The organism is Stenotrophomonas sp. 3diitr2024 (assembly GCF_042136455.1).
Lineage (GTDB): Bacteria > Pseudomonadota > Gammaproteobacteria > Xanthomonadales > Xanthomonadaceae > Stenotrophomonas > Stenotrophomonas sepilia.
Map to the genome: position 1 here is coordinate 1 of NZ_JBHHMJ010000711.1, position 314 is coordinate 314.

Here is a 314-nt window from a genome sequence, read left to right on the forward strand (position 1 = left end):
ACGGCTGCCGCACGTGGACCCGGCGATTTCGTTGAAGGGCTGGATGTCGATGGGAGATGACCAGCCTGCAACAGTGGCCGAGGCGCGCAAGCTGCACAACTGGTGGACCCCCGAGGACCTGAAGCAGTTCAACGCCGCCGGTGATGCGCTGGCCGCGCAGTTCAGCAGCTACGAGCCGTTCCCGTTCGAAGGCCGTCGCCGCATGCAGGTGGCGCTGAAGGGCATCGAGGAACTGAGCCAGCACTGCGACTCGCTGATCACGATCCCGGACGAGAAGCTGATCACCGTGCTGGGTCGCAACGCGACCATGATCC

General features: G+C 64.6%; 1 pseudogene. It reads left to right on the forward strand.

Features of this window, described 5'->3' with window-relative positions:
* Positions 1-314, forward strand: a pseudogene (locus ABGA94_RS18710) (hypothetical protein); the annotation flags it as partial.